Consider the following 24,976-nt stretch of genomic DNA (forward strand, 5'->3'; position numbering starts at 1 on the left):
CAGGCGCGACGAGCTTCCGGCGATGCTCGTCGTGGTGCCCACCGCGCAGGCGGGGCGCTTGCTGCGCGAGTCGCTGGCCGAGGCGGCGGGTGGATTGCTCGCGCCAAAGGTGGTGACGCCCGGTCACTTCCTCCGCACGGAGCACGCCGCGCCGGAGTCCGTAGAGCAGATGGCGTGGATCGAGGTGATGGAGTCCGTCCGCGATTGGACGCCCTACGCCGCGGCCTTCCCCCTGCCGCCGGGCGAGGGGGAGCCGCCGGGCTGGGCGATGGGGCTGGGCAAGGCGCTCGCGGGGATCCGTGCGAGCCTGCAGGAAAATGCGCTCACGATTTCCGAGGCCTCGCACCGCATGGGGAAGACCGTGGAGGGCGAGCGCTGGGAAGCGCTGTCCGCGCTGGAATACAAGGTGGAGCAGCAGTTGGCCCGCTGGGGATATGAGAGCCGCAGCCGCATGCTGGCGCGTGGCACCCGGGTCGAGCCGGAGCGGCGCATCGTGCTCGCGGGCGTGCCGGACTTTCCCGCTGCCGCAGTCCGGCATTTCGCGGAGGCAGTCGTGCTCATCGGTGCGCCCGAGGAAATGTCGTCGGATTTCGATGACTACGGCAGGCCTGGTCCGGACTGGACCGATACACTGCTCGCATGGCCGCAGCCCGGCAGCGTCACTCTCACCGCCGACCCGCGCCAGCAGGCAGCCGAGGCGATGCAAGTCGTGGCCGCGGCGGGCACGCCGTCCCATGATCTGGCGCTCGGCTCCGCCGACGAGGCGACCGCGGGCGAGCTGGTGCGCTCCTTCGGACGTGGCGGCTGGGTCCTGCATGATCCTTCGAATCTGCGGCCCGCTCCCTTGAAAGCGTGGCTGGCTGCATGGCGGCAGTTCGTTTCCCGGCCCGACGCAGGCTCGGCGGTCGATCTCCTGGGCTTCGCCGAAACCAGTGCGCTCACCGGTGGCAAGCGCGCCCAGCGGGTGATGGCCCTGTCCGCTGCCCGCGACCAATGGCTCGCCCGCGACCGGGACGACCTGCAGCGCATCGCGGCCCTGAACCCGCGGAATCTGGAGTCGATCCAGCTCGCCATCGATACCCTCGAGTCCCTGATGCGGTACCGGTCGATCTTCCTCCGCGACGGGGTGCATGCAGGCCTCCGCCGCCTGCTGGACCGCGTGGACCCGGAAGGGCGGCAGAGCGATCCCATCCTCGAGTGGTCCCATGCCACCGCTCCCCTCGCCAACGAGATCCGCCGCGATGCGGGATTCTGGATCGACCTGCTCTGCGCGTCCCTGCCCGACGTTCCAACGCCAGCACCGGAAGACCGGGTGCTGGATGTCCAGGGCTGGCTGGAGCTTTTCCATGCGCCCGGGCAGCACCTGGTCATCTGCGGGATGAATGAGGGCCAGATCCCGGGGCGCGCGAGCACGGATGCCTGGCTGCCGGAAGGCACGCGGAAGCACCTGGGCCTCTCGCACGATGCCGGCCGCCACGCACGCGATGCCTACCTGCTGATGGCGATGACCGAGGCTCGTCGGGCAGAGGGCCGAGTCGATCTGCTGCTGACGAAGACGGGGGCTGACGGCGGCGTGCTGCTGCCCTCCCGGCTCCTGCTCGCCGCGGATGAGAAGGAGCTTCCCGTGCGAGTGAAGCAGGTTTTCAGGGAAGTGGAGCCTCCTGATTCCTCGCTCGCATGGACGCTGGATGAGGCATGGAAGTGGCAGCCGCCGGCGGTGGAGAAGGAGCTGCGGATCAGCGTCACGACCTTCGCCGACTACCTCGCGTGCCCGTTCCGCTTTTATCTTAAATACGTGGCCGGCATGAGCGAGCCGGAGCCCGAGCGGGTCGAGTGGAACCAGCGCGACTTCGGCAACGTGGCCCACATCGTCGTGGAGCACTGGGCGGTGGACGAGCAGGCAAAGGATTTCGCGGAAGCCGGGAAGATCGAGAAGTGGGTCCACGATGAACTGGACCGCGTGATCGCGGAGCGCTTCGGGGCGAAGGTGCCTCTGGCCGTGCGCATCCAGCGCGAATCGCTGCGGCAGCGGCTCTCGTGGTTTTCCCGCATCCAGGCGGAGGAGTGGAACCGCGGATGGAGGATCGAGGAGATCGAGAAGAAATTCGAGCTGGAGATCGAGGGCGCTACCATCGTCGGGCGCGTCGATCGCATCGAGCGGAACATCGACGGACGACGCCGCGTGCTCGACTACAAGACGGGAACTACTGCGGGCGTCGTAGAAAGCTCGCACCGCACGGGCATGAACGCGAACACCCGCCTGCCCGCGCACCTGCAGGATGTGCCGGAGATCCTCTGCACCGGGGCGGACGGGAAGCCGAAGCGCTGGAAGAATCTCCAGGTGGCACTCTATTCCGCGGCGCTGGGAGGGGTGGACGAGCTCGGCTACTTCCAGCTCGGGGCGACGGAGGGCGATGTGAAGCTCTCGCTCTGGGACGGCTTCTCCATCGCCGACCGCGAGTCGGCGATGGCCTGCGCCGGCTGGGTGGTCCGGCAGGTGAAGGACAAGGTTTTCTGGCCGCCGGCGGAGAAGGTGGACTTCGACGATTTCAAGATCCTCGCCCTCGGCCGCAGCCTGGATGAGACCGTCGCGATGAGGGGAGGTGCCGCATGAGCCTGCCGCCCGTGCTCTCGAAGAACCTGATGATCCTCGCGTCGGCGGGATCGGGGAAGACCTTCCAGCTCGGCAACCGGGTCATCGGCCTGGTGGGGTCGCGCGATGTGGATCCGGCCCGGATCGTCGCGCTCACTTTCACGCGGAAGGCGGCAGGGGAGTTCGCGGACTCCGTGCTGTCGAAGCTCGCCATGTGCGCGCTGGACCCGGGTGAAGAAGAGAAGCTGGGCCAGCAGATCGGGGCTCCCTTTCCTGCGGCGCGGACATTGGCGCGGATCGTCCGCGCGCTGCCGACCTTCCAGCTCGGCACGATGGACGGCTTCTTCGCTCGGATAGTACGAGGGTTCCAGTACGAACTCGGCCTCACCGGCGGCACCTTCGAGCTGATCGAGGGGCCGAAGCTCGAGGCCGCGATGTCCGACATGCTGGCGGAGATCCTCGGTGCCGCGCTGGAGCGCGAGGGCGCGGAGGATTTCCTGAATGCCTTCCGCCGCGCGACGATGGGCAAGGAAGGAACGGGCGTGCTGAAGGACGTGGAGCGCTTCCTCGGCCAGTGGCATGGCCTGTGGAAGGCGGGCATTCCGCTCGGCGGCTGGGGCGCGCCGGCGCTCTTCGGCAGCTTGCCCGAGGTCACCGAGTGGGAGAAGCAGAAGCACGAACTCGCGAGGAAGCTAGATGCGGCCTGCACGTCCATCGCGTGGACGGAAAAGCGCCAGCCGGAAAAGATGAGGCAGCTCTCCGCGAGCTTCATCGAGCACACCGTGGGCAGCGGGAGAATCGCCACCGATTTCTTCAAGGCCTGCGCCGAGGTGGTGGCCAGCGGTGCCTCGCCGATGAAGCTGCGGCATTACAAGGAATTCGATGTCGGCGGCGCGGCCGAGCGCGTCCTGACCGAAGCGGTCACGCTGCTGGCCGGATGCGAGCTGGCGGCTGCGATCGCACGCACCCGGGCGGTGGCGGAGCTGGTGGCCAGCCTTGATGCGGAGTGCGAGCGGAGGCTGCGGAGGAAGGGTCTGTTAGGTTTCGATGACGTGAAGGTTCTGATGGGCCGCTGGACGCAGGACGAGGATGCGCGCCTGCGCCGCGAGGCTGTCGATTTCCGCCTCGATGCCCGCTACGACCACTGGCTGCTGGATGAATTCCAGGACACGAGCCGTGCGGAGTGGGCGGGAATGGTTCCGTTGCTGGATGAAGCGGCCACGCGGGACGATGGGACGCTCTTTGTCGTCGGCGACCGCAAGCAGGCGATCTACGGATGGCGCGGCGGCGATGTGAGCCTCTTCGACGAAGTGGAGCATCGCTACGGCGGCGGCCTTGCGATTGGCACCATGCCGGACTCATGGCGGAGCTGCCCCGCGGTGCTCGATCTGGTGAATGCCGTGTGTGGCGACGCGGCGACGATCGGTGATCTTTTCGGCGCGGAGATGGCGCGGCGCTGGCAGTGGGAAGAGCACGTTTCCGCCAGGCCGGGAGTGACCGGCGAGGCCCGGGTGGAAGTGGTCCCAAAGGACGACCGCGACGCTCGCCTGGTCGAGCTGCTGCGCGAGATCGGCATCGGTGAGAAGAATCTCACCTGCGGCGTGCTGGTGCGGACGAATGACCAAGTGCGGGCCGCCGCGGCACTGCTGCGCGAGCATGGCTTCGACGTCATCGAGGAAGGTCGCCGTCAGCCGGTGGCGGACAATGCCCCGGGCGTCGCGCTCTTCCATCTGATCCGCTGGCTGGCCGATCCGAATGATGCCTTCGCGAAAGGCGTGGTCGCCATGTCGCCGCTGGATGCGATCCTGAAGTCGCGCCACGGCGAGCATTGGCAGGCGGCGTGGGAGGGGCTGCTGAAGGAAGCGCGCACGCATGGCTTTGCCCCGATGGTGGAGCACTTGGTCGAGCCTTTATGGGAAGCGATGTCCGAGTTTTCCCGCAGGCGTGCGGGTGATGTGATCGGAGCGCTGGCGGAGTTCGATGCGACGGGTGCCGCCACCCCGCGCGAGGCTGCGCGGTGGATCAATGATCTGGAGATCGCCCAGAGTCCCGGCGCCGCCGCGGTGCAGGTGCTGACCATTCACAAGTCAAAGGGGCTGGGCTTCGATGTCGTGGTGCTGCCGGAGATCGAGGACAGCCAGGTGCCGAATCATGGCGACTTCAATATCGCCCGCGGCAGCAGCGGTGGCGCACCGTGGCTGATGGCTCCGCCCGCGTCATGGGTGCGAACGCTTTTCCCCGCGATCTCGCACTCGGAAGATCAGTGGGCGGATGACCAGCGCTATGAGGCGATGTGCGTGCTCTACGTGGCGCTCACGCGTGCGAAGCGCGGGCTCTACGTCCTGCTGCCCGAGGTGCCGAAGTCCCGCAAGGAGTCCCACGATTGGCAATCGCTGGCCAACTGGGTGGCCCGTTCGGCGGGAGATGACTTCCAATCCGGCGATCCCGGATGGTGGCACGGCGTGCCGGACCGGCAGCCTGTGATGAAGCCCGCGAGCCCTGCTCTGGCCGGTGCCACGCCGAGGCGCGCGCGTGTCGCGGCATCGGGAGCGAAGGATGGACTCCTCGTTGTCGGATCCTCCATGGGGCGCGCATTCGGGCGCGACGTTCACCTTGCCTTCGAGGCTGTCGGTTGGCTCGACGATGGTGCACCGCGTCTCCCATCCGGAGATGCGGGGGCGATGGTGCGAGAGCTTCTCGCGGATCCGGGTATCAGCAGGCTCTTCCAACGCGGCGGACGGAATGTCCGGCTCTTCCGCGAGCAAGCGGTCGAGGGCATCGTCGATGGAAAGTGGCTCAGTGGCGTGGTCGATCGGCTACACCTCATCCACGATGACGATGGAAAGCCGGCAGCTTTGGAGCTGATCGATTTCAAGACCGACTCGGTCGAGCAGCCAGAGCAATTGGTCGAGCGCCATGCCGGTCAGATGGCAGCCTACCGCGAAGTGCTCTCAAAGGCCTACGACGACCTGCCCGTGACATGCATGCTTCTCTCCACGAAGCTCCGCGCGGTGGTGATCATCGAGTGAGTCCCATGAAAAACGCCCGCCCCGGTGAGACCGGAGCGGGCGTGGGATGAATGGGGGGCGTCAATGATCACTCATTGATGTCGATCGCACCGTACTCGCCGTCCTTCCGGCGATACAGGATGGTGAGGCATCCGCGGCGCGCGCTCTTGTAGAGGACGAAGGGGCGGTCCGACAGTTCCAGCTCCATTACGGCATCCTCCTTGTACATCGTCTTCAGGCGATACTTCTCGGGATGCACGAGGAATGGCTCGGGATCGGTCTCGGCTTCTTCCGGGTGGTCGATGATTTCCTCGCGGAAATAGCGCTCGTCGAGGTGCCGGATCGAGTCGTTCCGGTGCGGGCGCTTCTTCTTCATCAGCCGCGTCTTGTGCTTCCGCATGCGACGTGCGATCTTGTCGATAGTCTCGTCGATGGCGGCGTACATGTCCTGCCCTTCCGTGTGAGCCTCGATCGTGATGTGATTGGCGCAAAATAGGATGATTTCCGCGATGTGGCGGTTTTTCTGCACGTCGAGAATGGCCTTCGCTTCAATGATGCGCGGATAGTCGAGGTGGAGCCCCTCGATCTTCTTGTGGGCGTAATCGCGCAGCGAATCGGTCACGGATTCATGACGGACGGTAACCGTAATGGGCAGGTTCACGTTTGCTGTTTGCATGGTCTGGTCTCCTGTTTGTTGGTGGGTGAAAGGACGGCAGTTTCATCCGCCCTATCCACCTAGCAGGTTGGACCATGTCTGGCGATTTTGCCACCCACTTCTTGTGGAAAACGCGGCATCGTTTGCATGCGGCATCCCTCCCGGCATGTGCGAGATTCCCGTCGCTGACGCGGATTTCACTGAGGATCAGTCGCCAGCGATGGCGGTGTCCAGATCCGTCACTTTTTCCACCACCGCCCCAGCCCCGGCTTCGAGGAGAGCAACCGCGTCATGATAGCCCCAGCCGACCATGATGGCCGGGATGCCTGCCGCGCGGGCCGTATCGAGGTCCACGGTGGAGTCGCCGATGAAGCGGCAAAGCTCCGGAGCCATGTCCCAATGGCGGGCGATCTGGAGCGCTGCATCCGGGTGTGGCTTGCGCGGCGTGTCCGCCCGCTGGCCGAGGACGAGATCGAAGGAAACGCCGGGGAAAACCCGTTGTACGATTTCGACAGTGAAGGGATGCGGCTTGTTGGAAAGAATCGCCATCCGGTGGCCCGTTGCTGCGAGCCGGTCGAGGCACTCCGGGATGCCGTCATAGGGCATGGTGCCGTCCGGCCACGTGAGCGCGTAGTCATCCTTGAAAGCGCACTCGACGGCCAAGATGTCCTCGTCCGCCGCGCCCTCCGGCGTGGCGCGGCGCGCGAGCTCATATGAGCCATTGCCGATGAAGCGCCGCACGTCGGCCACCGTGTGGATGGGGTGGCCGCAGCGCTCCAGCGCACGATTCAGCGAAGCGGCGATGCCGGGGAGGGAATCGATCAGGGTTCCATCGAGGTCGAAGATCAGGCCGGGCTTCATCGCGCGCGGATGAAAGTGGCTGCGGCATCCTGCCGCAAGCCTTCATCAGCCATGGCCGCCCGTCCCTGTCCTTGTTTCCCGGGACAGGGATAGGCATGCGGTAAGATGCCGCTGCCACTTTTCAGGCAGCCCCTACCTCGATCAACTTCGTGCCCCGACCACCATCGGAGACGTGGAATTTCACCGGCAGGAATTTCTCGATCACCGCGATATTCGTCGGCACATGCGAGTCCGGCGACATCGCGAGGATGCGGCCTTCCCCGGCGAGCGCCATGGGCAGGAGCAATTGGTCCGCGAGGTGCCGTCCGACCGGAGCGCCGCAACCGATGAAGTCCAGCATCAGCTTCGCCGCACGATGTCCCACCTTCTCCGCGGAGACGCCATGCTCACCGATGGCGCTGGTCATTTCGCGGATGCCGGTGAATTCACTCTCGACGTGGCAGGAAACCCCGGCACCCGGCCCGGGCTCGCAATTCTCCACGGCGGCATCCTTGCAGGGAAACGACTCCAGCGCGGCATCGAGCATCCGCCCGGCGATGGATAGCGGCAGGTGCCGTGTGATCACGCGGATGCGCGTGCCGGTCGGCTCGCCACGGGCTGTTAGATCCATAGGCGCGAGCTTCCCGCAGGGGTGGATGGTGGTCGTGATTGCGCCTCCTCCGGCCGGGGCAAATCCCACGCTCTCCAGGGACAACTCCGCTCTCGCGCCGGCTCTGGCGATGGCGGGCAGGAAGACGCGGTCGAGGAAATCGAAAGGCGGGGCCATGGGATTGTGCGTGCCGCCCTCCAGCCGCAGGGTGCTCGGTCCGTCCGCATGGAGGAGCGCGGGCAGCAGCGTCTGGAAGAGCAGCGAGGTGCTTCCCGCGGTGCCGATGGCGAATTGGTACGATCCTTCTCGTACTTTCCCCGCGCGGAAGACCAGCTCGGTCGAGCGGATCTCCGCACCGTCCGCGGTGCCGCCGGAGATTTCGCAGGCGGCCTTCACGCACGTCAGGTGCTGGCGCATCAGTCCCGGCTTCTGGCGCTTGCCGCGGATATTCGTCATGCGGAATGGCTGGCCGGTCACCATCGCCAGCGAGAGCGCGGTACGCAGCATCTGCCCGCCACCGGCGGAGCCATCGAGTTGGAGGGGTTTCATGTCAGGGGAAAAGTGGCTAGGCTGAAAAGTAGCTGGGGCATCTTGCCCCAGTCCGTTCCGGGGGCGTCTCGCCCCCGGAATTCTGCATGCTTGAGAGAAGGAGGCGAGACGCCTCCTCAACGGACTGGGGCGGGACGCCCCAGCCACTCGCTTCAATCGTCGGCAGCGGCCTCGTCCTTGATCACGAAGCGGGCCTGCAGCTTTGCCACCGTCTCGGCGAGTCCGGCGGACTCGACGCTACGCAGCACCTCGGGGAAGTCCTTGTAGGCATCGGGTGCCTCGTCGATCGGATACTTCCGGCAGTTCGAGAGGATGTCGTGCTTGTCGAAGTCGGAGTCCACGGCCCGCTGGTCCAGCGTGCGCGCCGCGTGCTTGCGGCCCATGCGCCGGCCTGCGCCGTGGTTCACGGACCATGCGGTCTTCTCGGCACCGGCCTTTGCGACCATGACCACCGAGCCGTCGCGCGGATTTCCTGGCAGCAGGATCGGGTGGCCGGTCTTTGCAAAGGGCGTCCCCGCGAGCGAGAAGTGTCCGCCCGGGATGGCCCGGGTCGCGCCCTTGCGGTGGACCCATGACTTCTGGCCGTCGACGATTTCCTCCCGTGCGATATTGTGCGAGATGAAATAGACGAGCTGTCCCTTCGCCCCGGGCAGCACTTCCTGGAAGGCCTCGAGGACGAGGGCATTGATCAAGAGGTGATTCACCGTCGCGAAGTTCGCGCCGAGAGCCATGTCGTCGAGATACGCATCCGCCTCGGGGGTCCCGAGCGGGGCGTAAACGAGCTGCTTGTCCCCGGCCGGGAAGGGCGTGCTCCAGGTGCGGAACTTCTTCTCCAAGTCCCGGAATTGTCCCTGCGCGAGCAGGTTCCCGAAGCCGCGCGATCCGCAGTGGCTGAGGAATGACACGTGGCCATCCTTCAGGCCGAAGCCGTCCGCGGTCGGCCGCTGTCCGGTCACCCGCGTGATCTCGCACTCGCCGAAATGGTTTCCACCACCGTAGGATCCGAGCTGGCCGATCTTGTCGGCGAAGTTCCGGATGCGTCCCTCCGCGAGGATGAAATCGAGGCGAGTATGAAGGGCATCGTAGGTCCCGTCATGGCCGTGGTGAGTGGAGTCCTCGCAGCGGAGCGCCCACTCCGGAGGGATCCCGAGTGCCTGGCACACGCGTGCGGTCGCGCCCTCGGTCACCGCGGGGATGCCGGTGAGCTCGTCCACGTGGCGACCCTTCTTCACGGACCGCTGGCCGCGGCCCGCGCCGGTCGGCGTGCGCTCGACGATGGCATTGATCAGGGCGCGCCGGGTCGCCTTGTCCGCGATCGCATCCTCGGGGATATCGAGCTGGAGCAGCGACATGGAGCACTTGATATCCACGCCCACCGGGCCCGGATAGATGTGGGTCGGCGAGACCATCACGCAACCGACCGGTGCACCGTAGCCGGCGTGGCCGTCGGGATTCAGGATCACATCGGTGACGCCCGGTGCCATGCGCGAATTCACCGCCTGGTCCAGACAGATCTGGTCAAAGGAATCGCGGATCGCTTCGGTGCCGACCACCGTGATCGGCTTGCCTTTGTCACCGGGGAGCGGGATGAAGCCGAGGGCTTCGTCGGTCTTGTGGATGGTCATGGTGTTAGGAAAAGAGGATATGAAGCAGCCGGTAGAGGCCGAACAGTGCGAGCAGCGGAATCAGAATGAAGAACAGAGATACCAATGCGAAAACTATCAGTCTCTCCCGAAAGGGGGTGTTCGATGCAGGTGAGGGTGTTGATTCGGAGATCTTTAGCTGGGTCAAGTTGACCTGGTCTCGGGTGATCCGAAGCGAGTCAGAACTTCCAGCCAGCAACTGGTCGATGGATTGTTGAAGTAATGCGAATCCCTCCTGGTTTCCGATGATCCCGTCTTCACCTTCCACTTCATCAAGAGCCAGCCACGGAGAAGGGGACGGGAGACTGACGTCTGTCGCTCCGTCGGTCTTGGGAATGGTCATGGGATGGATGGAAAGGGAAAGGGGTGGGGGAGCCAGTCGGCCCAGCCATTGGCCAGTGCTTTTTCAGCGTCGTCCCGATAGGAGTCGCCCAGGGCGACGAACTTCAGGTAGGCAGCGACAGCTTGGTGTTGTTGTTTGTTGAGGAGGAGAAATGCGTGTTCGTAGTAGCCGGTGGAGCGGGGGCCATCGTCGAGTCCATAGAGCAGCATGTCCGAGTGGGAGAAGTCCGCGTATTCTGACTCGGCCCAGAGCTGGAGCGAGGATCTCATGAAGGCGGGCAGGTGGAACCGGATTGACCAAGGATCGAGGAATACAAGGCTGGTCCCGAGTTTCTCGATCTTCTCCTGTGGTATGTCCTGCCAGTGGACTTCGGGGTCCTTTTTTGCAGCCGCATTGAACACCTCCTCGGTGGACCAGTCGTCTATCGCTTCCCGCTGGTGGATCGTGGTCCCTCCGTCGAGCTTCACCTTGCGGAATGCGGCTTCGATCAAATCGAGAATCCGCAGCCGTGAGTCTTCAAACGAGATCCATTCGTCAGGCCTTGCCTCCGACTCGAGCGGGGCGCGAACGAGATCCAGATGCTCCGGTTCGCATGCTCCGAATGTCGCAAAGTTTCGCTGGCCGATGGCGAGCGAGACCTTGTTAGAGCCATTCCAGTAGGAGTCGCCAGGTGCATCTTCCCAGAAGCATACCGGGCATAGCTGCATCGTTCCACTAGCAGGAATCGCGTAAGTGCGATTGCCGCAGCATGGGCATGGATGGAGAAGGTTGTTCACGGGTTTCGGGTTTGAGAGGGGTCGTCATGACAAGGGGCTCGGTGACAAGACGTTGGTGAAAATTCCTGCTTTGCCAACAGGCCTACCCGCCGGGCGTGGCCGGATCTGAACCGGCGGTCAAGTGTTCAGGGTATTGCCTGTTTCAGGTAATGCGGAACGTAAGCGTCCCATCCTCTCCTCAATCCTTTCCGAGCACAGCTAGCTTGCGAATCCTCTGCGAAAATCGCGATGAGTCGGAGAAATGCGGCAGTCGCCTCCTTCTGTTCGCGCTCTAGGATCGCGATTGATTCCCGTCGGTAGCTACATTCGGGACCTCCATCCAGTGACCAGAGAATCCCATCGATTTCGGCGTGTCCGATGTCAGGAAAGGCGGTTGAAAGAGCGTGCCTCATGAAGGCTGGCAGATAGAACCGGTAACCAAGTTTATCGAGGAAAGCCAACGACCCATGGAATTCGGACAACTTGCCGGAGGGGATGTCTTGCCAGCGGGTTTCGGGATCCTTGTTCTCGGCCTTTTTCATGGCTTCCTCCTTTATCGGCCACCCTCCATCGACGAGATCCATTTGGTGGAGCGTGGTTCCACCCTCGCGGGATACGTTGTGAAATGCCCGTTCGATGGAAGCGATGACCTTTTCACGGAGCGTATCGAATGACATCCACTGAGGAGAACGGGCTTCTTCGGGAGATGGTGCCCGGGTTTGGCCTTCGAAGCGGGCTTCGCATGCTCCATGGATCAGATAGTGCCGCTGAGCCTGAACCAGTGAAACCTCGTTGGATCCATTGTATGGGGACTCGCCAGGCGCATCTTCCCAGAAGCACACCGGGCAGAGCTGCATCGTTCCATTCGCAGGAAGCGCGTAGGTGCGATGGCCGCAGCAAGGGCATGGATGGAGTAGGTCGGACACGGGTTTCGGATTTGAGAGGGATCATCGTGACAAGGGAGCGAAGACATTTGCTAGCGCGTCTGATTCCGCCACGGGCCCGGAGGCCCGGCGGGATTGGATACCCGCATGATCTAGCCCACTGTAGTCCTCACGGCATTCACGATGAAAGGGGATCGGCGACAAAGGATGGGTGAAACGTCCTGCTCTACCAACTGAGCTACCGGGTCGTGAGTGGCCCGGACCGGACTCGAACCGGCGACCTAGTCGATGTGAACGATGTAGTTTCACCGGCATTCGCCGGGGTGATTGTTAGAAATGGTTTCCTGGATGTTTCCGGGGGAAATCCGCGACAAGGATTGGAAGGACATTCGCCATTGCTCTACCGGGCTGAGCTACCCGCCGTGCGGGGCAGGAGTCGAACCTGCGACCAGTGGGATAAGATGTAGTCCTCCCTGCATTCGCGGGAGTGGGATGCTGACAAGGGTGACGGGACATGCTCCCGGGCCTTGCGAGCCGGGGCGGGATTTGAACCTGCGTGCTACCTGATGTAGTCCCGCCAGCATTCAGCATGAGTGTTTGGAAACAGGAGCCTTCGGCTTGATCCGCGGCACGCGGATGGAGCGCTGGCTTTAGCCGGCGAGTATTTTTCGCATGGTTGGTGACTTGCCGGCTAAAGCCAGCGCTCCGATGGAGGAGAGTTGCCAACACGGCGGCAAGATGGGGTGGGACACGGGCGTTTCCGCCATGCGTTACCAACGAATTGTAGTCCCACCAGGCATCCGCCGTGTTGGCAGATTCGGTGAAGGATTTCGGCAGGATGCCGAAGCCACGGTCAATAGGAGACGGTGAAGAAAGGTGCCGACAAGGGTATGGTAGAAACGTAGCGCCGACGAGCTACCGCTGCTCCACTCCGCCCGGGGGCGGAGGCGGGATTCGAACCCGCGACCTCCGGAATGGCATGTAGTTTCTTCCGCATTCGGCAGGGAAGTGAGGGCTGGCGCGGCGGCGAGAAGTGGGGAAGACGATGTGGCCATACGTAGTGGAGTTGTAGTCTTCTCCGGGCATCCGCCGCGCAGGCAGATTCTGTGGAGGCTTTCGGCAAGATGCCGAAGCCACTGTTAGAGTTAGAGGCGACCGGCGTGGCGGCGAGGAGTGGGGAAGACGATGTTGCCATACGTAGTGGGGTTGTAGTCTTCTCCGGGCATCCGCCGCGCAGGCAGATTCTGTTAGGGCTTTCGGCAAGATGCCGAAGCCACGATTAAAGACGACCGGCGCGGCGGCGAGGAGTGGTGAAGACGTTGGTGCCATGAGCATATGGAGTTGTAGTCTTCTCCGGCATCCGCCGCGCCGGCAGATCATTCGGTCATGCGAGTTTCATGCGTTCGGTCAGAGGTTGGCGTTCGATCTCGCGGACCCAGTGGTCTGTCCCGTCGGCTCCCGCGGCGAATGCCGCGATGACTTCGAAGACGGAGTCGCTGAAGCCGCCGATATTGAGGATGTCTTCCCGGTCAGGGACCTGTGCCGTGGTGTTCGGCACCAGGTCGATGCAGACAAGACGGGCATTCGGATTACGAGCCTTGAGCTTTTGCCACTCGACGATCATCGCGGTTCCGCGATGGATCGGGGCATCGACCCAGGACTCATTGTCGGAAATGAAGATCACCAGGTCGGCGTCCGCCTTTTCCGCGTTCAGCCTTGCCAGCGGTGCGGAGCAGTTCGTTCCGCCTCCGCCGATGCCTGCGAGCCGGGTGGCATTCGTCATCACGGAGTCGCGGGCATTGAGCTGGATGTCCACCACGTGGCACTCGAAGGGCAGCACCCGTGCTTCGCGGTTCTTCCGCACGAAGGCGGCAGCGACCAGCGCGGCGACGTCGATGCAGCGGACCACCGAGCTGGCACCCGGACGGTAGCCCGTCGCTGGACAACTCATGGAACCGGACACGTCCGGGCAGATCACGACCTTCCCGGCGATCTCCGGGACATTCGCGATGGCGGTTTCCATCGCATCCTGGAGGGCGTCGCGGAGGACCCCCGGCACGTCCTTGCCCGCATTCAGGAATGCGACCAGGAGCTGGTAGGGGAAGACCCGGGCGCGCCGGACCTGCTCGGGATCCGCCAGCCGTGCGGCCAGCTTCTCCGCCATCCCGCTGAACTTGAATACACCATGACGGGCAAAGGTATTCAGGTTCATGCGCGTGGTCTGCCACGAGGCGGCACCGGCGATGGCCGACCACTCCCGCTCCCCGAGATTGAGCGCGGTGAGCATCTGGAAGGGCACGTCCGGCACCTCGCCCTCGCGGGAAAGCTTCCATGCCTCGTAGGCACGCAGCGTCCCGGGTAGGAGCGCGGGATCGTGGGGCTTGCCGATGAGCCATGCGTAGAAGGCCTCGCGGGTGGCATCCGCCGGGCGCGGGTGGACCATCTTCACGACATCCGCCAGCGAGGGATCGTTGCCGATCGTCGCGTTGACGAGTTGCCGTTCATTGGCCCGCTCGAGCCACTGGCGGACGAGCCGCTTCGGCGCGGAGCCCAGGGACTTCCGCCCGGTCACGCCGGAGCGCAGGATCTGGACGAAGTTCCGGAGCATCTTCCCGTTGTCGATGACCTGCGGGAAGATCTCGGCGAGGCGGTCGAGATCGCGGGTGGCGAGCACCGCGCAGAGCAGTGCCGGCATGTCTTTCATGTGGCCCTTCCGCCGGGCGTAGAGCGCGGTCTGCGCGAGGAAATCGACATCCACCTGGCGGGCCAGTTCGAGCACGCGGTCGAGCTGCATTTCAGCCGAGGCATAGTAGGTACGGGTGAGGCATCCGGTGGCCGCTAGGCGGGCAAGCGTGGCCTTTGGCGACAATTCGTAGGCCGGGGCTCCCGCATCGTTGCGGACGGTGGCCGCAGGCAGGAGCGCGCCGCGGATCGTTTTGAAGAGGTTCTTATTCGCCATTTTGGTCGTCCGGTGGTTGCGCCGGACGAATGAGTAATGGCATGGCCCGTGCCAAGATCGCTCTTTTGGGTGTTAGATTGGCTTGTAACCTATTGATTGGTAATTGAATGAAAATTATTCTCTGAATTTTAGAGCTTTTATGGTGAGACGATTGAGTTGTGATGAAATATCGAAAAAGATCGTGATTTATCCAAATGGATAAGCTGGATTGGTGCCTGTGAAGCGCGTGATGATCGGTCTGCTGGGGACGAAGCTCGACATGGGCCTTGATCCCGGACGTTGGGACGGCTGGCGACCGAGCGTGTCGCTGTTCCAGCATGAGGATCTCCTCTTTGATCGCTGCGAGCTGCTGTCCGACGGGAAATTCGCAAAGCTCCACGAGCAGGTGGCGGAGGATGTTCGGCTGGTTTCTCCCGAGACGGAGGTCCGGCGGCACGTGGTGGACTTCGGCAGGGACCCGTGGGACCTCGCGTCGGTCTATGCGGGGCTGCACGATTGGGCGCGTGCCTACCCCTTCGACCCGGAGAGGGAGGAATACTGGGTCCACATCACCACCGGCACGCACATCATGCAGATCTCGCTCTTCCTGCTGGTGGAGGCGGGCTACCTGCCGGGGAAGCTGATCCAGACCTCGCCGAGACTCTCCGAGCGGAAGTCGAGTCCTGTCGGCCGCTATGCCGTCATCGACCTGGACTTGTCGAAGTACGATGCCCTTAGTACCCGCTTCGCCCGGGACGCGGTCGAGACCACGGACTTCCTGAAGAGCGGCATCGCCACGCGGAATGCCAGCTTCAACCGCCTGATCGACCGCATCGAGCAGGTCGCGCTGCGCTCGCACGCGCCGATCCTGCTGTGCGGGCCCACGGGTGCGGGCAAGTCCCACCTCGCGCGCCGCATCTTCGACCTGCGCAAGCAGCGTGGCGGCCTGCGCGGCGGCTTCGTGGAGATGAATTGCGCCACGCTCCGCGGGGATACCGCGGCCTCCGCGCTCTTCGGCCACGTGCGCGGCTCCTTCACCGGCGCGCAGAAGGACAGGCCCGGCCTGCTCCGCGAGGCGGATGGCGGCCTGCTCTTCCTCGATGAAATCGGCGAGCTGGGCGAGGACGAGCAGGCGATGCTGCTGCGCGCACTGGAGGACAAGACCTTCCTCCCCGTCGGCTCGGACAAGCCGGTGAGCAGCGATTTCCAGCTCATCGCGGGGACGAACCGTGACCTGCGGGAAAGCGTGGCGAGCGGCCGCTTCCGCGAGGACCTGCTGGCACGCATCCACCTGTGGACCTTCGAGCTGCCCGCGCTGCGGCAGCGGCGCGAGGACATCGCGCCTAATCTCGACTTCGAGCTGGATCGCCATGCCCGGGCGAATGGCAAGCAGGTGAGCTTCAACAAGGAGGCGCGGCAGGCCTTCTTGAAATTCGCCGAGGCACCGGACACGGCGTGGTCCGGGAACTTCCGCGACCTGAATGCCGCCATCACCCGCATGGCGACCCTCGCCCCGCGGGGGCGCATCCGCGTGGAGGAGGTGGAGGAGGAGATCGAGCGCCTGCGCGAAAGCTGGAGACGGCCGGGAAGTACGACGGATGTCGTAGGTGAGATCCCGCTCGACGGTCTGCTGGAGGAAGACATCGACCCTTTCGACCGCGTGCAGCTCGCCCACGTCGTCTCGGTCTGCCGGAGGTCCCGCACCATGTCGGAGGCGGGCCGCGAGCTTTTCTCCGTCTCCCGGCAGAAGCGCACGGTCACGAACGACGCGGACCGCCTGAAGAAATACCTCGCGAAATTCGGCCTCGATTTCGAGCGCTGCCGGAAGTGATCGAAAGTGGCTCCGGCATCCTGCCGGAAGCATTCTCCATCCATGGCCGCCATCCTGTCTCAGGGTGAAGGCTTCCAGCAAGACGCCGGAGCCACTTTGCCGGCGCCACTTTCACGCGTGCAGCATCTTCTGCCCGAAGATGATCACCCACGCCAGCGCGACGAAGACCAGGCCCAGCGCGATCTTCACGGCGAAGGTGTGCTTCGTCTGGAAGGCGATCAGCGCATTGCTCGTCATGCCGGTGAAGGCCAGGCCGAAGATCACGATCAGCGGCACGATGAAAGCGAGGTTGTAGGCGAGCAGCCACGCGACCGCGTCCATGCGGCCCTGCTGGATGTGGTAGATGATGGGCGCGTAGACCTGGCCCGTGCACGCAAGCTCCAGGAAGGAAATTGCGAGGCCCGCGAGGAATGCCCCGATGACGAAGCGACGCGCGCGTGCGCCGGTGCGGATCACCCCGCGGATGCGGTCCTTCAGGAAGCCGGGGAGCTGCAGCGACATCTCGTCGATCTTTCCGGCACGGGCCTTCATGGCATCGCGGAAGGACAGCAGCGCGGCCACCAGGGCGAGCCCGCCGAAGATCCAGTCGAGCCACGGCTTGATTCCCGCGATGTGTTCCGTCACCTGCGCCAGCACCTTGTGAAGCACCAGACCCGCGAGGAAGTAGGCAAGGAAGACGGCGGTGATGAAGGCAGCGCCGACCATCAGCATCTCGCGGGGCGTGCGCCGTGCGATCTGGAGGTAGGAGAGGAAGAAGATGATGGTGGCAAACGCGCACGGATTGATGCCGTCGATGAGGCCCGCGAGCAGGACGACGGGCAGGGTGAGCGCTTGGAATTTCTCCTGCACCACCTCCTGCGCGGCGGCCATCTCGGGCTTCGCGATGATGCTCCACGCATCGTCCTGTGCCTTCGACATCGTGGTGCTGAGCAGTCCGCCGAGCGCCTGCGGCAGGATGTCCTCGCGGATCAGGAAACCCGTCTGGCTGAAGATCGCCGGGGCGATGGTGTGCTTGTTCGACGGCACCTGGAAGCGCGAGCAAAGCGCCTGGTTCAGCAAGGTGCCGTCGGTCTCATTGATGTTGTGCCGCTCCACCTGGAGCAGCGGGAAGTCCGCCTTCACGGTTTCCAGCAACTGGCTGGCCTTGTCGCACTCCGCGCAGCCAGGCTTGTAGAAATAGATCACCTTCAGCGTTTCGCGGACGGGCTTTTCCTCCCCTGCGTCATCTTCCTCCTCGGTCTGCTGGGGTGCCGCCGCGGTCGCCTCTGCGCCTGCCACCAGCGCCGAGAAGCTGGCAAAGCCGCCGCCCTCGTCCTTCGGCGCGATCCTCGCGAGGATGTCCTGCATCTTGTCCGGCTGCACCTTCGTGGTATCGAGCGCGGCCACCACCGGCGCGAGTCCTGCACCGAGACGCGTGGAATTCTCCGCCATCCAATTCGCGACGCGGAAGGAGGCGGCCACCTCCTCCGGTTGCCTCGGGATCATCGCGGCAAATGCCGCCACGTCGATCGTCTGGCTCTGCGAGAGCAGGGCGAACATCGCCTCGAATCTCACGCATTCGTCGGGATCGGTCGCCGCCATCTTTTCCAGTGCCGCCTTGGACTCGGCGGTGAGCCGGCGCGACTGGCGCTCGTAGCTCCACGAGCTGTCATTCTTCGAGCGCGTGTCGTCAAAGCGGTGCATCCACGCGGCGCTCATGCGACCGCTCACCTCCGGCAGCACGGCGCGGACATGGGGCGACGGGTCCTCGGCGAGGAGGGCGAGATTCTGGCGAAAGGTGGCGGTGCCGTTGTTCCCCATCGCGTGCCATGCGGCGCGGCGGATCCATCGGTCCGGCGATCCCTTCGCGAGCGCGAGGACCGGCTCGGACGCCGAGGCGGGGAAGCTCTGGCGAAGGGAAATCAGCGCGAGCACGCCGAGGGGTGTCGGCGACTTCTCATCGCGGATCACGGAAAGCGCCCATGCCCGCAGCGTCGGCTGGAGCTTGCTCTGGCGCGATACGGACTCGAATTGATAATCATAGACCTCGCTAGGCTGGAGCTTTGACTCCGGACTCGCGAGCTCTTCCAGCAACATGGAGAGGAAGGCCGGGGAGTCATCATTCGAAAGCGTGGACCCGGCGGCTGCGCTGCGGATCTCCTCAATGGGGTCGCGGAGAAGCTGGCGGAGCAGGTCGAGTGCTTCCTTGCGCGTGGGCTCGTAGAGCTGTTCCGCGATGGCGGCGCGCTGGGCGGTGGAGAGTTGCGGGAGCTGCCGGGAGAGGATGAGCAGGCCCCCGGGATCGCCTGCGCGAGCAAGACAGAGCGCCGCGCGGAAGGAGTGCTCGCTGCTGTCCGTGGCGATGACATTGAGCGCCTTGATAAGCTCGCCCTGCGCGCCCGGGATGACGTCCACCTTCGCAGCGGGTGCCTTCACCTGCTGGCCGGCGGCTTTGATGAAGGCGTCGTAAAGCGGGTCGAGCGTGGTCTTCTCGCCTCCGCGCGGGAGGACGCTCATGGCCTGCTGGAGCGCGGGGTCGATCTGCTTGTTGGTCGATGGCGGCAGGGCGAGCCGGTCGAGTGCGGCGGCGCGCTTCTCCGGGCTATCGGAGCGCAGTGCGGAGACCAGCACGCTGGCGACCTCGGTCGTCTTCACGCGGTCGGCGCTGGAGGAGAGGAAGCGGATGGCGGCGCAGGAGACATCCAGGTCCGGGTCATTCGCGAAGCGCATCACGATGTCGGAGAGGTCCGAGTCGGCCTCGGCCGCGCGGATCGCCGCGAGCCTCGCATCCGGCGGATAGGAGCCGAGCTTTTCCACCATCTCCGCATCGGGCGACCTGCTGAGGGCCGCATAGCCCTCCAGCACAGGGCCAACCATCCCGGCGTCGGCGAGAAACATTTCCTTCAGCTTCGCTGCAGCACCCTCCGCACCGAGCGCGGCGGATGCCTTGATCGCGCTGAAGCGGACGAAATCATCAGGGTCCGACAGCAGCTCGACGCAGCGCTCCTTTGCCTCTGCGACCTTTCGCCCCGCGACGAATTCCAGCGCTGCGGTGCGGACCCGCCAGCGCGGGTCGGCGAGGGCCTTCAGGATTTCTTGGTTCACCTCGGCCTGCACGCCTTCCGCCACCTTCGGCTTGCGGCCGCTGCCGCTGAACATGAAATCGTCCTCGCTGCCGCCCGCGAGCTTCAGGCACGCCTGGATCGCGGAGACGAGCAGGTCTTCATCGGCATGGGCAAGGAATGAAGAGGCGAGCTTCAGCGAGGCATCGCCGGGGATCTCCTTCAGCCGGCGGAGTGCGCCGTGGATCACATTGACGTCCGTCTCCGCCACGAGCACGGGGCCGATGACGGGCAGGGACTGCGCCCCGCCCGCGGAAAGCATCGCATCGATCGCCGTCTCGCGGACGAGGGGATCGGCGTGCTGCAGGAAATCACGAAGAATTGGCAGTGCGACCAGCCCGGCTCCTCGCAGGGTGCCGAGCGCCGCCAGCGTCTGGTCCCGGCTGCCAAAGGCGAGCTGCCGCGCGGTTGATGCCGCCTGCGGGCCGAGCGGGCGTGAGAGCACGATCTGGTACTGCGCTTCTCGTACTTTCGCGCGGCTGCCGGTGGGCAGGGTCGGGGAGTTCGAGAGAAAGGCCTCGAGGAATCCCACCGCGCCGAGGCCGTCCGCCTCCAGCATCCGGCGGGAGCGGGCCGATTTGTCCGCGTCATTCCCCAGCAGGTCGTGCAGGTAGCTGCGGCGCTGCTCGTCGCCGAAGAGGTCCTTTTTCGGGGCTGTGCCGGGCGCTTCGCCCGCCCATTGCTTCCAGCGTGCGAGCGGCCCCTCGTTCTCCGGGGAGTCCGGCGTGGCCCAGGGATTGAATCCGAAATCACCGCCCGCCTTTTCCTCCAGCAACTCCAGCGCCCCGAGCCGCACCGCGAGGTCCGCATGGGAAAGCAGGCCGGTGAGTTCCTCCGAGGGGAAGGGATCCAGCGCGAGGATGGCCCCGCGCACGCTGCTGCGTCCCGTGGGATCTGCCAGCAGCGGCACGGCAGATGCCAGCGTGTCCGCCGTGGGTGGCGACGCCTTGAGTGCCTTGATGGCGTCCGCGACCGGCTCCTGGGCGGAGAGGGCGAGGGTGGCGCAGAGGAGGAGCAGCAGCGGTTTCACGCAGGGGGAGGCAGAGGTCGGTCAGTGCAGCAGCGCGTAGGCGAGGATGTTCGCGTTGATCTCCATGGAATTCTGGATCTCATTTCCGCCGCAGCAGCAGCAGCCCTCGGTGTGCGAGGTGTCATTGAGCCCGTCATTCGAGTAGACCACCACGATCTTCCCGTCGCGGAAGACGCCGCGCAGGCGGGACTCGCCGCTCGACTTCGCGAGTTTCAGGTCCTTCACGGTGAAGATGGTGCGGAAGATCTCGTGATCCATCGGGATGTCCTTCAGGCAATCGTTTCCGAAGAGCCGCTTCACCTCGCGCTGGAAGGCGCCGTCCCACGCTTCATTCGAGCATGAGGCGGAGGCGAGAAGGAAGCCGCCGTTCTCCAGGTACTTCTTCAGGTGCTCCCGCTCGTCGCCGGTCAGCGTGAAGTCGCCCTCGCCGGTCATGATGACGAAAGGCATCTTGAAGAGCTCCTCGGATGCGAGCTTCACCGGCTTGAACCGGCGCTCGGTGGCGATGGAGGTCTTCTGCTGCACGGTGGACAGGAATTCATCGCTGAAGCACCTCGAGGTCTTCGTGCCGGCGTAGATGAGGTTGCCGCATTCGACCGCGCCTTCCTTCGCGTGAAGGAGCAGCGGGCAAAGGGCCAGGGTGAGAGCGAGCAATGCTTTCATGGCGGTATCGGATTTCGGGATTCTGAATTCAGGATTCGGGGTCGAAGTATCGTTTCACGGCCTCACGGTAAGGCTCGGGGACGGATTCGGGCTCGGGTGCGGACCGGGTCTCGCGGGGAAGTTCGGAGGGCTTCATGCTTGAGGACTCGGCGGCGGTGGCGGCCTGCCTGCCCGGCGTGGTCTGGCCCTTGCCATCCGCGCTGCCGCCCATCGAGGCGGGCTCGAAGTTCATGCGCTGCGGGCCCACCACGGGCAGGTCCATCATGGAGAAGCCGGGCGCGGCATTGCCCGTGGGGCCGGTGCCGCCGCCACCCATGCCGCCGCCACCCTGGCCCTGGTTTGGCGACATGCCGGGATTCTGGCACATCAGGCCCTCCAACAGTTGCTGCATGGTCGCATTCACATCCGGGCGCGGGATGGAGAAATTCATGCACTGGCCCTGGCATGCCTGCGCGAAAGGATCGTCCTGCCGCTGCATCAGCGTCTCCAACAGGCCGCGGGCCAGCTCCGCCTGGACGAAGGCATCGTTCGCCACGCCCAACCGTCCGGCCTTCGCCCCGCTCTCCATCACCGACTGCGGGTCGGAAAGGCGGAGCGCCTCCAGGAATTGCAGCGAGGACTCGGCCAGCGGCGCGAGCGCGGGATCCGTGCACGCCTCCGCGCGCTTCTTCAATTCGCTGGCGAACTGGTCGAGCGCCTCGCGGTTCTTGTCCTGCGTCTCCGCTAGCGAAGGCAACAGGCGGCGGTTCTGGTCGTTGCCCTTGTTGATCTCCTCCGCGATGGTCCGGATGCGTTTGCTGATGGAGACCTGCGTCTGGTAGATCTGCTGGAATTTCGCGGCCATCTCCAGGAGCTTGCCCGCCTCGGCGACGGTCTTCGCATCGTCCTGGAGCTGCTGGTGCTCCTGCTGGCGGGCACCGAGGCGGTCGCGCATCTCGCGGATCGCGCGACGCTGGTCGGCCTCGCCTCCCTTCGGGTCGAAGGCACCGAGCTGTTCCAGATTCTGCTTCGCATCCGCCGCGCCTTTCGCCGCGAGGTCCTTCAGGCGTTGCTCCAGTTCGAAGGCGGGGAAGTCATTCGCGAGCGCTTCCAGCAATTCCGCCGCCTGCTGGTGGGCCGCGGTCGCATCCTGGCGTGCCTTCTCGACCGCGGCGGGATCATTCAGGTCGGCCGCCTTGTCCATGGCATCGAGCGATTGCTTCGCCTGCTCGAATGCTTGAGCGATGGCGGCGTAGCGAGCGCCGAATTGTTCCAGCGTGGTCTTCGCGCGGATGCGGTAGGCGTAGTCGTCCTCGGAAATGATCTGCACGCGTGAGATCTCCGAGGCTCCTTGGCCGAGCAGGGATGGATTGTGGTCGGAGGCCTGCAGGAAGAGTTCGATGGTCTGGCCCGGATGCACGCCGAGTTCGGAAAGCTGGACGGCATCCGCGAAGTCGAATGCCTTGTCGCGCAGCGTTGGAGCGACGACGCGGGTGCGGTCGCGGAATCCCTCCAAGGTGCGGACGAGCTGGACCTTTGACAACGCGTGATCGTCTTCCGCCCGCCCGGCCAGACGCAGCGTCGAGGAAGGCGTGGCGAGGAGGAATCGCGGCGGGGAGGCGAGATCGACCACGGGTGCCTGGTCGGGCAGAGCCTTCAGCCCGAGATCGAGCGGCGTGGTGGCGGGAGTGCCGCGCACGTCGCGCAGCATCGCGCTGAGCTTGCCCGGGCGGGTGGCGATCCAGCGGAAGGCGATGGCTTCCGATGAGATGATCTCGCCGGGGATCTCCTCCGGCACGGATTCGACGCCGGGCGCGGTGGCCGGAGTGAAGACGAGCGCCGAGGGGGCGAGCGGGCGATTGCTGGTGACCTCGAGCACGATCTCCGAGCCCTCGATCGCGGCGATCTCGTTCGTGTCGAGCGGCGTGGTGGCCGCCTCCCTGCCGGTGTAGGCCGGCGGGGTGATCGTTACTTTCCCCGCGAGCACCTTGGGCTGGAGCAGCAGCTCCACCGGCACCCAGGTCGAGCGAGCCTTGCCACACGCGAAGGCGATCGAGACCGGTTCGGTCAATGCGTCGAGCGTGCGGGAGAAGCGGGTGTCGGATTCGCGGAACGACGGCAAACGTAGTACTTCATCCGTACCGGGTCGGCGCACCAGCAACTCCACCGGGTGCTCCAATTCTCCTCCCGTGATTTCCACCGCCACCTCCAGCTCCCCGCCATAGACGGTGGACGGGGCGACGGGGTCGATGGCGAAGCGCAGCGGGCTCCACGGCGGGAGGTCGGCCTCGGGCTCCATCAGGCGCTGCGCCACGGTGCGGGTCGCATCCGGCGTGGCGAACCACAGGATGCCGATGGGCAGCGCGGCGAGTGCCAGCGCCGAGGCGGCGAGCCCGATAGGTCTCCATGGGATGATGTTCGAAACGGGGATCGCGGCGAGTTCCGCGGCGGCCTCGCGATGCGAACGCTCGGCGAGGTGGCGGGCAAGCGGGGTCTCTGCCGCAGCGGGATCGAGCGTCAATGCCGCGCTGGCCGGATTGCGCGGCGAGGCGAGCAGGCGGTCCGCGGTTTCCGCCCCGCGTTTCCGCGAGAAGAGGCTGGCCTTGCCGAGTGCCGCGAGGGCCGCGAGCGAAAGTACGACAAGTACCGTAGCCACCAGAGCGGATCGCCCTGATGCCTCGAATGCGAGCCCGGCATCCGCGAGCCCCGCGCCGAGCGCCAGCAGGCAAGCCAGCGCCGCCGCGGCAAGCAGCGCTACGAGCCAGCGCCCGAAGCGCCGCCAGCGGCGGATGCGATTGAGTGAGGAGGGGAAGGTCATGGCAATCGGATGAGAGAGATGAAGATGGTCAGCTCATGAAAGCGCGGGAGAGCCCGATGAGTCCGGTTTCCTCCGCCAGATCAGATAGTTTTCGATAAAGCGCTGCTGGGTGCGGTTCAGGTTGATCGCGGGTCTCATGCTTTTCAGGACATCGAGGCCTTCCTGTGTGGTGGTGATGCGACCGCGGTGAATGAGGAGCGCCAGGGCGAAGACTCCCGTTCTGCCGTGGCCCTGGGCACAGTGAACATAGGTGCTGCCTTCGGACACCGCCTCGATCGTCCGGCAGAGATCCTGTGGCGAAGGGATGCCCGCATCTAAGATGGGAAGGCAGCGATACGACGGATGGTCGCGGATGATGGCAGGATCTTCAAACTCAGCGGTGAGGTCCACGTAGTGCTCGAAGCCATCGGGAATCTCGCTCGATAGCAGCCGGCGGCCGACCGTCAGCTTGTCGTCGATGCGGTTGAAGGAAGGCTCTCTCCCGAGAATCCGGCAGAGGTGCCAGACGGTCCATGAGAACGCGAGGTAGGGGAGCAGGACGATCCTGTGCAGTGAAGAGATCCGTCCATCTCGCCCCTTGCCGAGTGCCCTTGCACCGGCACCTGCATACGCAATCGAAACTCCCGCGAAGCTGATCGATGTCCACGCCAGCAGAGCGCCCACGGATGGATAAACGAATGCAGCCGCTGCCATGGCGGCGCTCATGAATCCGAATGTGATCGCGTATTTCATCAAT

15 protein-coding genes and 1 pseudogene are annotated in these 24,976 nt (G+C 64.8%); 3 read left to right on the plus strand and 13 right to left on the minus strand.

Annotated features, from left to right (window positions below; genetic code table 11):
* Positions 1 to 22: 22 nt before the first annotated feature.
* Positions 23 to 2,614 (plus strand): PD-(D/E)XK nuclease family protein, encoded by a 2,592-nt coding sequence (locus OKA04_RS13155; protein ID WP_264501633.1) that lies wholly within the window; start codon positions 23 to 25, stop codon positions 2,612 to 2,614.
* Positions 2,611 to 5,622 carry a UvrD-helicase domain-containing protein gene (locus OKA04_RS13160; RefSeq protein WP_264501634.1) on the plus strand — a complete coding sequence of 1,004 codons (3,012 nt, stop codon included), beginning with the start codon at positions 2,611 to 2,613 and terminating at the stop codon, positions 5,620 to 5,622. Before OKA04_RS13155 ends, OKA04_RS13160 begins: the two co-directional genes overlap by 4 nt.
* A gap of 67 nt (positions 5,623 to 5,689) precedes the next feature.
* Here the strand turns inward: OKA04_RS13160 and hpf are convergent, their stop codons facing one another.
* From hpf to OKA04_RS13200, 9 genes and pseudogenes are all read right to left on the minus strand, one after another.
* A complete protein-coding gene (gene hpf, locus OKA04_RS13165) occupies positions 5,690 to 6,262 on the minus strand; it encodes a ribosome hibernation-promoting factor, HPF/YfiA family (protein WP_264501635.1) in 573 nt (190 codons plus the stop codon).
* Positions 6,263 to 6,463: 201 nt separating this feature from the next.
* Positions 6,464 to 7,117: an HAD family hydrolase gene (locus OKA04_RS13170; protein WP_264501636.1), complete on the minus strand. Its 654-nt coding sequence runs from the start codon at positions 7,115 to 7,117 to the stop codon at positions 6,464 to 6,466.
* 121 nt (positions 7,118 to 7,238) lie between these two features.
* A complete protein-coding gene (rtcA, locus tag OKA04_RS13175) occupies positions 7,239 to 8,255 on the minus strand; it encodes an RNA 3'-terminal phosphate cyclase (protein ID WP_264501637.1) in 1,017 nt (338 codons plus the stop codon).
* 152 nt (positions 8,256 to 8,407) lie between these two features.
* Positions 8,408 to 9,880 carry an RtcB family protein gene (locus OKA04_RS13180; RefSeq protein ID WP_264501638.1) on the minus strand — a complete coding sequence of 491 codons (1,473 nt, stop codon included), beginning with the start codon at positions 9,878 to 9,880 and terminating at the stop codon, positions 8,408 to 8,410.
* Positions 9,881 to 9,884: 4 nt separating this feature from the next.
* Positions 9,885 to 10,241, minus strand: coding sequence for a hypothetical protein (locus tag OKA04_RS13185; RefSeq protein WP_264501639.1), 357 nt, complete (start codon positions 10,239 to 10,241; stop codon positions 9,885 to 9,887).
* Positions 10,238 to 11,017: a DUF6714 family protein gene (locus OKA04_RS13190; protein ID WP_264501640.1), complete on the minus strand. Its 780-nt coding sequence runs from the start codon at positions 11,015 to 11,017 to the stop codon at positions 10,238 to 10,240. The genes OKA04_RS13185 and OKA04_RS13190 overlap by 4 nt, the downstream gene beginning before the upstream one ends.
* Before the next feature lie 125 nt (positions 11,018 to 11,142).
* Positions 11,143 to 11,673, minus strand: coding sequence for a DUF6714 family protein (locus OKA04_RS13195; protein WP_264501641.1), 531 nt, complete (start codon positions 11,671 to 11,673; stop codon positions 11,143 to 11,145).
* A gap of 30 nt (positions 11,674 to 11,703) precedes the next feature.
* A pseudogene (locus tag OKA04_RS24750) lies at positions 11,704 to 11,922 on the minus strand (CPCC family cysteine-rich protein); the annotation flags it as partial.
* A gap of 1,342 nt (positions 11,923 to 13,264) precedes the next feature.
* Positions 13,265 to 14,839, minus strand: a complete 1,575-nt coding sequence (locus OKA04_RS13200) for an RNA-binding protein (protein WP_264501642.1) — start codon at positions 14,837 to 14,839, stop codon at positions 13,265 to 13,267.
* Positions 14,840 to 15,068: 229 nt separating this feature from the next.
* Between OKA04_RS13200 and rtcR the strand changes: the two genes are divergently transcribed.
* The gene (rtcR, locus tag OKA04_RS13205) at positions 15,069 to 16,649 is read left to right on the plus strand and encodes an RNA repair transcriptional activator RtcR (protein WP_343226883.1); all 1,581 of its coding nucleotides are present in this window, start codon (positions 15,069 to 15,071) and stop codon (positions 16,647 to 16,649) included.
* Positions 16,650 to 16,760: 111 nt separating this feature from the next.
* Here the strand turns inward: rtcR and OKA04_RS13210 are convergent, their stop codons facing one another.
* From OKA04_RS13210 to OKA04_RS13225, 4 genes are read right to left on the minus strand one after another with little or no spacing between them, the layout of a single operon-like run.
* Complete coding sequence (locus tag OKA04_RS13210; RefSeq protein ID WP_264501644.1) at positions 16,761 to 20,780, minus strand: HEAT repeat domain-containing protein; 4,020 nt, start codon at positions 20,778 to 20,780, stop codon at positions 16,761 to 16,763.
* Positions 20,781 to 20,801: 21 nt separating this feature from the next.
* A complete protein-coding gene (locus OKA04_RS13215; protein WP_264501645.1) occupies positions 20,802 to 21,443 on the minus strand; it encodes a DUF4159 domain-containing protein in 642 nt (213 codons plus the stop codon).
* Between the two features lie 28 nt (positions 21,444 to 21,471).
* Complete coding sequence (locus OKA04_RS13220; RefSeq protein ID WP_264501646.1) at positions 21,472 to 24,240, minus strand: DUF4175 domain-containing protein; 2,769 nt, start codon at positions 24,238 to 24,240, stop codon at positions 21,472 to 21,474.
* A gap of 33 nt (positions 24,241 to 24,273) precedes the next feature.
* Complete coding sequence (locus OKA04_RS13225) at positions 24,274 to 24,972, minus strand: protein-tyrosine phosphatase family protein (RefSeq protein ID WP_264501647.1); 699 nt, start codon at positions 24,970 to 24,972, stop codon at positions 24,274 to 24,276.
* Positions 24,973 to 24,976: the final 4 nt, after the last annotated feature.

The sequence above is a fragment of the Luteolibacter flavescens genome (genome assembly GCF_025950085.1).
Taxonomy (GTDB): Bacteria; Verrucomicrobiota; Verrucomicrobiia; order Verrucomicrobiales; family Akkermansiaceae; genus Haloferula; species Haloferula flavescens.

What these genes read in the sequence shown, in the direction of transcription:
- OKA04_RS13155 (WP_264501633.1), top strand. Translation starts at nt 23, where the DNA reads ATGCTCGTCGTGGTGCCCACCGCGCAGGCGGGGCGCTTGCTGCGCGAG.
- OKA04_RS13160 (WP_264501634.1), top strand. Translation starts at nt 2,611, where the DNA reads ATGAGCCTGCCGCCCGTGCTCTCGAAGAACCTGATGATCCTCGCGTCG.
- OKA04_RS13170 (WP_264501636.1), bottom strand. Translation starts at nt 7,117, where the DNA reads ATGAAGCCCGGCCTGATCTTCGACCTCGATGGAACCCTGATCGATTCC.
- rtcA (WP_264501637.1), bottom strand. Translation starts at nt 8,255, where the DNA reads ATGAAACCCCTCCAACTCGATGGCTCCGCCGGTGGCGGGCAGATGCTG.
- OKA04_RS13180 (WP_264501638.1), bottom strand. Translation starts at nt 9,880, where the DNA reads ATGACCATCCACAAGACCGACGAAGCCCTCGGCTTCATCCCGCTCCCC.
- OKA04_RS13185 (WP_264501639.1), bottom strand. Translation starts at nt 10,241, where the DNA reads ATGACCATTCCCAAGACCGACGGAGCGACAGACGTCAGTCTCCCGTCC.
- OKA04_RS13195 (WP_264501641.1), bottom strand. Translation starts at nt 11,673, where the DNA reads ATGTCATTCGATACGCTCCGTGAAAAGGTCATCGCTTCCATCGAACGG.
- OKA04_RS13200 (WP_264501642.1), bottom strand. Translation starts at nt 14,839, where the DNA reads ATGGCGAATAAGAACCTCTTCAAAACGATCCGCGGCGCGCTCCTGCCT.
- rtcR (WP_343226883.1), top strand. Translation starts at nt 15,069, where the DNA reads ATGATCGGTCTGCTGGGGACGAAGCTCGACATGGGCCTTGATCCCGGA.
- OKA04_RS13215 (WP_264501645.1), bottom strand. Translation starts at nt 21,443, where the DNA reads ATGAAAGCATTGCTCGCTCTCACCCTGGCCCTTTGCCCGCTGCTCCTT.
- OKA04_RS13220 (WP_264501646.1), bottom strand. Translation starts at nt 24,240, where the DNA reads ATGACCTTCCCCTCCTCACTCAATCGCATCCGCCGCTGGCGGCGCTTC.
- OKA04_RS13225 (WP_264501647.1), bottom strand. Translation starts at nt 24,972, where the DNA reads ATGAAATACGCGATCACATTCGGATTCATGAGCGCCGCCATGGCAGCG.